We start from the raw sequence: 5,693 nt of genomic DNA, 5'->3' as shown, positions 1-5,693 counted from the left end.
CGCAATCCAGCCAAATATCTGTTTTGTAAAACAGCAAATTCCGCTAGGATCGCGCGATTATTTGGGCGTGCTCCAAAGGACTCTCACCAAACCGGACTGGGTGGATATTACATGGTATTTGGCAAGTTTTTCCGTTTCGCATCGCAGGATATGGCAATTGATCTCGGCACCGCCAACACGGTGGTTTATGTCCGTGGCCAAGGCATTGTTCTGAACGAACCCTCGGTTGTGGCGATTGAAACGCTGAATGGTATCAAGCGCGTGAAGGCGGTTGGCGACGACGCAAAGCTCATGATGGGTAAAACCCCGGACAGCATCGAAGCCATTCGCCCGCTGCGTGATGGCGTGATTGCAGACATTGATGTTGCCGAGCAGATGATTAAGCACTTCATCCACAAGGTACACGGCAAGCGCCACATGTTTAGCTATCCTGAAATCGTCATTTGCGTTCCATCGGGGTCAACCTCGGTTGAACGCCGTGCGATTCGTGACGCGGCCTCAAATGCGGGTGCGTCTCAGGTGTTCCTTATCGAGGAACCCATGGCGGCTGCCATTGGCGCAAATATGCCGGTAACTGAACCCATTGGTTCCATGGTTGTTGATATTGGCGGTGGCACGACTGAAGTTGCTATCCTGTCCTTGCGCGGCCTTGCTTACACAACCTCCGTTCGGACCGGTGGTGATAAGATGGACGAAGCGATTGTTTCCTATGTTCGACGACACCATAACCTGCTTATCGGGGAAGCAACCGCCGAGCGGATCAAGAAGGATTTTGGAACCGCCCGTCCGCCAGCCGATGGCATTGGCCAGACCTTGCACATCAAGGGCCGCGATCTTGTAAACGGCGTGCCGAAGGAAATTTCGATTAATCAGGGGCAGATTGCCGAAGCCTTATCGGAACCGATCGGTACAATCCTCGAAGGTGTGCGCGTTGCGCTTGAAAACACCGCGCCAGAACTGGCGGCTGACATCGTAGATCAAGGAATTGTTCTGACAGGTGGCGGCGCTTTGATGGCCGGTCTTGACGAATTTTTGCGTGATGAAACCGGCCTGCCCGTTACGGTTGCCGAAGACCCGTTGACGTGCGTTGCTATCGGCACTGGCCGGGCCATGGAAGACCCGATCTTCCGCGGCGTCCTGCTCACCGCCTAAGGCGAGGTTAGGATGGCGCCGCCACCGCATCGGCGCCCCGGATTTTCCCGGAAGGCGCAATATAGCCTGTTCGTAACCTATGTGGCGGCGACTGCAGGGACAATAGTGGCTGCGCTGCTTCTGTCGATATCGGTCGTCGATCCAACTGGCTTTGCGGCTCTTAGGACCTTTGGTGCAGAAATCACCGCCCCGATCGCTCGTGTTTTCAGCGCGCTTCGACTGTCCACACAAGGTATCACGCGTGATGCGTCCGCCTATATAGACGCTGCCTCGAAAAATGTGACGCTCGAAAAAGAAGCACGGGTCAACCGGAGCAAATTGATCGAAGCGCGCGCGCTTCGCATTGAAAATGCGCGGCTGCGGGGATTGCTAAAACTAACCGACGAAGGCGAGCAGCAAATCGCCGTTGGCCGGCTCATTAGCTCTACCGCATCCAGCACGCGGCGGGTCGCGACCTTATCAGTCGGTCGCAATTATGGTGTGGAACGTGCGCAACCAGTGCGGGGCCCCGCGGGGCTAATAGGCCGGGTTATCGAAGTCGGCCCAACAACTGCCCGAATTCTGTTGGTAACGGACGCCGAAAATCTGGTGCCCGTGATGCGCGTGAGTGACGGCCTACCTGCATTTTCAGCCGGGCTTGGCAACGGAACAGTTCTCATCAAGCCGCTAAACTTGGGCGAAAGTCCGTTTAGAGTAGGTGACGTGATTGTAACCTCCGGCAATGGCGGCTTGTACCGCCCGAACATTCCCTTTGCCCGCGTCATTCGCAAAACCAGCGATGGTGCGTTGGCCATCCCTTTTGCTGGCCCCGGCAACACGCCTTATGCAATCGTCGTGCGACAATATCAGGGCGAAGCCCGAGCGGCCCAACAAGCTGCCGCCCCTGAGGGCAAGACCAAAGAGATTAAAGAGTGAAAATTCCGGTAACTGCCATCCGCCTACCAACACGGCCAGGACGCGAATATGAAAGCCGCTTTGACCGCGAACAATCGTTACTCAAAATGTTAGCGATCCCGATTGCCTCGGTCATTCTGGCGTCGATGGTCACGACCTTGCCCATATTTACAGCGGAACCGTTGTTGCCGCCCTTCGGCCTTTTGATGATGCTCGGTTGGCGCTTGATGCGGCCTGGCTTGCTTCCCGTGTGGTCCGGCATTCCCTTTGGTTTGATGGACGATCTTTTCAGTGGTCAGCCCTTCGGCAGCGCTGGCCTGCTCTGGTCCCTCGCGATGCTGGCTCTCGAGATTATCGATTCACGCGCAATCTGGCGTGATTATTTTCAGGACTGGCTCATTGCAGCCTTGCTCATAACGGCCGTTTTACTTGGCGGGTTATGGATCGCTGGCCTTGCACACGCAGCACCTGAGCCGAGTTTGTTAATACCCCAGATTATATTGTCGATATTGCTATATCCACTCGTCGTGCGCATATGTGCGCGTCTCGACAGCTGGCGATTGGCAACATGAAAATCGAAAAGCAGGTCACATCAGGGCAGCTTGATTTCACCTTCACACGACGTGCCGTTTTTGTTGGCGGCGTGCAGGCAGCTATTGGTCTGACCGTGGCTGCGCGTATGTCTTATATCGCAGTCGCCGATAATGAAAAATACGAGCTATTGGCCGAAAGCAACCGCGTTAATCTGACTATCATTCCCCCACGTAGGGGCTGGTTCGTCGACCGATATGGCAAACCAATTGCCACCAACCGCGCTGACTTTCGGGTCGATATCATTCCCGATCGGCTGGTGCGAAAAGATGAAACCGTCCGCACGCTGGCGGAATTGCTGACGCTTTCCACCGATGATGTTGACCGCATTCACCGCGAGCTCAAGAACGCGCAAGGGTTTCAACCTGTGCAAGTTGCCGCCGGTCTGGATTATGAACGATTTGCCGCCGTCAGCGTACGCTTGCCTGACCTTCCCGGTGTTAGCCCGCGTCAGGGTTATTCGCGCTTTTACCCGAGCGGCGCAGCCGTCGGTCATCTGATTGGCTATGTTGGCACCGTATCGGCCGAAGAATATCAGAAGAGCAAAAAGCCGTTACTGATTACGCCAGGGTTTAAGGTCGGCAAGGACGGCCTTGAAAAGACGTTAGAAGACCGTTTGCAGGGCGAACCGGGGGCAAAGCGCACGGAGGTTACAGCGCGTGGCAAAATTATCCGTGACCTCGCCACACGACCCGACATTCCTGGAAAGCCGGTCCAACTCACGATCGACATTGATCTGCATAATTATGCTGCCCGCCGGCTTGGTCTGGAATCAGGGTCAGTTGTCGTGTTCGATTGTCTCACAGGCGACATTCTAACCATGGCATCGATGCCATGTTACGATCCCAATAGTTTTTCCGATGGCATTGGCCGGGTCGAATGGAAAATGCTGAACAGCGATGACCATATCCCCATGCTGAACAAGGCATTGCAGGGGCTTTACCCTCCGGGCTCTACATTAAAACCAGTCGCTGGCCTCGCGATGTTGCGCCAAGGCATTGACCCTGATGAGACGGTTGTCTGCAACGGCGGGTATCGACTTGGCAATCGCGTGTTCAAATGCCTCGGGCGCCATGGCGCAGTGAACATGCGCACGGCTATCATGAAAAGCTGCAATACCTATTTTTATGCGATGGGGCGTCGGATCGGTTATGACAATATCGCTCCTGTCGGGCGGGAGTTAGGCCTTGGTCAGGAATTTTCGCTGCCTTTCCCTTCGCAACGCTATGGCACCGTGCCCGACAGCGCTTGGAAAATGCGCAAATATGACCAGAAATGGACAGAATCCGACACGCTTAACGCGGTCATTGGACAAGGCTATATCATCGCAAGCCCATTTCAATTGGCTGTGATGGCTGCACGCATTTCCTCCGGCTTGCATGTGCAGCCCGAAATATTGTTGAAAAAACGGGTAGCGCCCAAGCCCCTCTCCTTTCCAACAGAACATCTTGATGTTGTGCGGGACGGCATGAACTTGGTTGTCAATGGCGCCGGCACAGCCGTGCGCAGTAAACTGCAACTTGAAAACATAACGATGGCGGGCAAAACCGGCACCGCGCAAGTGCGCCGCATCGCAGGGGCGCAACGCGGACAATCCGGGGCATGGAAATATCGTGATCACGGGCTTTTCGTATGTTTTGCACCCGTTGCCGCACCAAGGTACGCCGCATCAGTTGTCATCGAACATGGCATGGGTGGCGCCCGTGCAGCAGCACCCATTGCAAAAGATGTTCTGACCTTCTTATATGACCGTGCGCAGGCGATGGCTTCGCTGGAAGCGCTAGAGGCAGGCTGGGGCGGTAATATCGAACAACGTATGGCGGCCAAATACGCGACGTTCCAGGGGCAGCCCACCGCGCCGCCGCCGCTGGATCCGACAATATGAACGGCATAGTCCCTGCGCCTATCGCCGCCTTGCCCTGGCGCGTAATCTTCATTCTGATGGCGCTGGTGGGCTTTGGCGCAACCGTCTTATACTCGGCAGCTGGTGGTCATCTGCAACCATGGGCAGGCAAACATGTCCTGCGCTTTATCGCACTCCTCGTACTGGCGATCGCGATGTCACGGATGCCGCTGGGATTTTGGAAATCAATAACTTTCCCATTGTACCTGCTGCTTTTGCTCTTGCTCGTGGTCGTCGAACTCATGGGTTTTGTCGGCGGCGGAAGTCAGCGTTGGATCAACCTGGGCTTTATCACGCTGCAGCCTTCCGAATTAATGAAGCCAGCGATGGTGCTGGCCGCTGCATGGTTTTTCGACCGACTTCCACCAAACCGAATATATGGCATTGAAGCGATATGGCCGCTTGTTTTAATCCTGATCCTGCCAAGCGCGATGGTTATCATCCAGCCGGATTTTGACGCCGCTATCGCTTACGCCTTTGGGCTTGGCGTTGTGGGCTTCATGGCGGGCCTACCGCTGATCTACTTCATCGGCGCTGGCGCGGCCCTCGCGGTTGTTGCGCCATTGGTCTATTTTTTTGGGATGAAGGCATATCAGCAAGACCGGGTTCTGATTTTCCTCAACCCTGAAAATGACCCTCTTGGCACCGGCTATCATATCACCCAGTCAAAAATCTCGATTGGATCAGGTGGCATCTTTGGCAAGGGCTTTGGCAATGGCACACAAAGCCATCTCGATTATCTTCCTGAAGGTCATACAGACTTTGTCTTTGCGACAATGGCCGAAGAATGGGGCATCATTGGCGGCTTTTTCATCCTATTCCTCTATTTCATGCTTATGCGCTGGGGCTTAAAAGTCGCGGTGCAGAGCAAGACGCGATACGGAAAATTGGTCGCCGCGGGCCTGACCTGCACGATATTCTTCTACATCATGATCAATTTACTGATGGTGGTTGGCCTCGCCCCAGTTGCTGGAATACCTCTGCCCTTCGTCAGTCATGGCGGATCGTCGATGCTGACGATGATGTTATGCGTGGGCATCATCATGTCCATCGAACGCCATCCTGGCTCAAAGCATGGTCAATTCCAATAAATCCCGCAGGCGTGCTTGACAAAGGCCGCGAATAGCATCAAAGGCGGCGCTCCAAACGGGAC

At 54.9% G+C, this 5,693-nt stretch carries 5 protein-coding genes; all 5 read left to right on the top strand.

Annotated elements, in window-relative coordinates; translation table 11 throughout:
- The first annotated feature begins 111 nt into the window (after window positions 1–111).
- The 5 genes from ACIQ2T_RS11675 to rodA are packed head-to-tail and all read left to right on the top strand — an operon-like array spanning window position 112 to window position 5,631.
- On the top strand, window positions 112–1,152 hold the full coding sequence (locus tag ACIQ2T_RS11675; RefSeq protein ID WP_315470665.1) for a rod shape-determining protein: 1,041 nt from the start codon (window positions 112–114) through the stop codon (window positions 1,150–1,152).
- A gap of 12 nt (window positions 1,153–1,164) precedes the next feature.
- The gene (mreC, locus tag ACIQ2T_RS11670; RefSeq protein WP_397590968.1) at window positions 1,165–2,067 is read left to right on the top strand and encodes a rod shape-determining protein MreC; all 903 of its coding nucleotides are present in this window, start codon (window positions 1,165–1,167) and stop codon (window positions 2,065–2,067) included.
- Window positions 2,064–2,618, top strand: coding sequence for a rod shape-determining protein MreD (mreD, locus tag ACIQ2T_RS11665; protein ID WP_353209101.1), 555 nt, complete (start codon window positions 2,064–2,066; stop codon window positions 2,616–2,618). The genes mreC and mreD overlap by 4 nt, the downstream gene beginning before the upstream one ends.
- A complete protein-coding gene (gene mrdA, locus ACIQ2T_RS11660) occupies window positions 2,615–4,522 on the top strand; it encodes a penicillin-binding protein 2 (protein ID WP_397590967.1) in 1,908 nt (635 codons plus the stop codon). The genes mreD and mrdA overlap by 4 nt, the downstream gene beginning before the upstream one ends.
- Complete coding sequence (gene rodA, locus ACIQ2T_RS11655; RefSeq protein WP_397590966.1) at window positions 4,519–5,631, top strand: rod shape-determining protein RodA; 1,113 nt, start codon at window positions 4,519–4,521, stop codon at window positions 5,629–5,631. The genes mrdA and rodA overlap by 4 nt, the downstream gene beginning before the upstream one ends.
- The last annotated feature ends 62 nt before the right edge of the window (window positions 5,632–5,693 follow it).

This window comes from Sphingorhabdus sp. (assembly GCF_044357595.1).
In the GTDB taxonomy this organism is placed as follows: domain Bacteria; phylum Pseudomonadota; class Alphaproteobacteria; order Sphingomonadales; family Sphingomonadaceae; genus Sphingorhabdus_B.
Note: the sequence above shows the minus strand (reverse complement) of the source record. Positions and strands in the feature narration are given on the sequence as shown.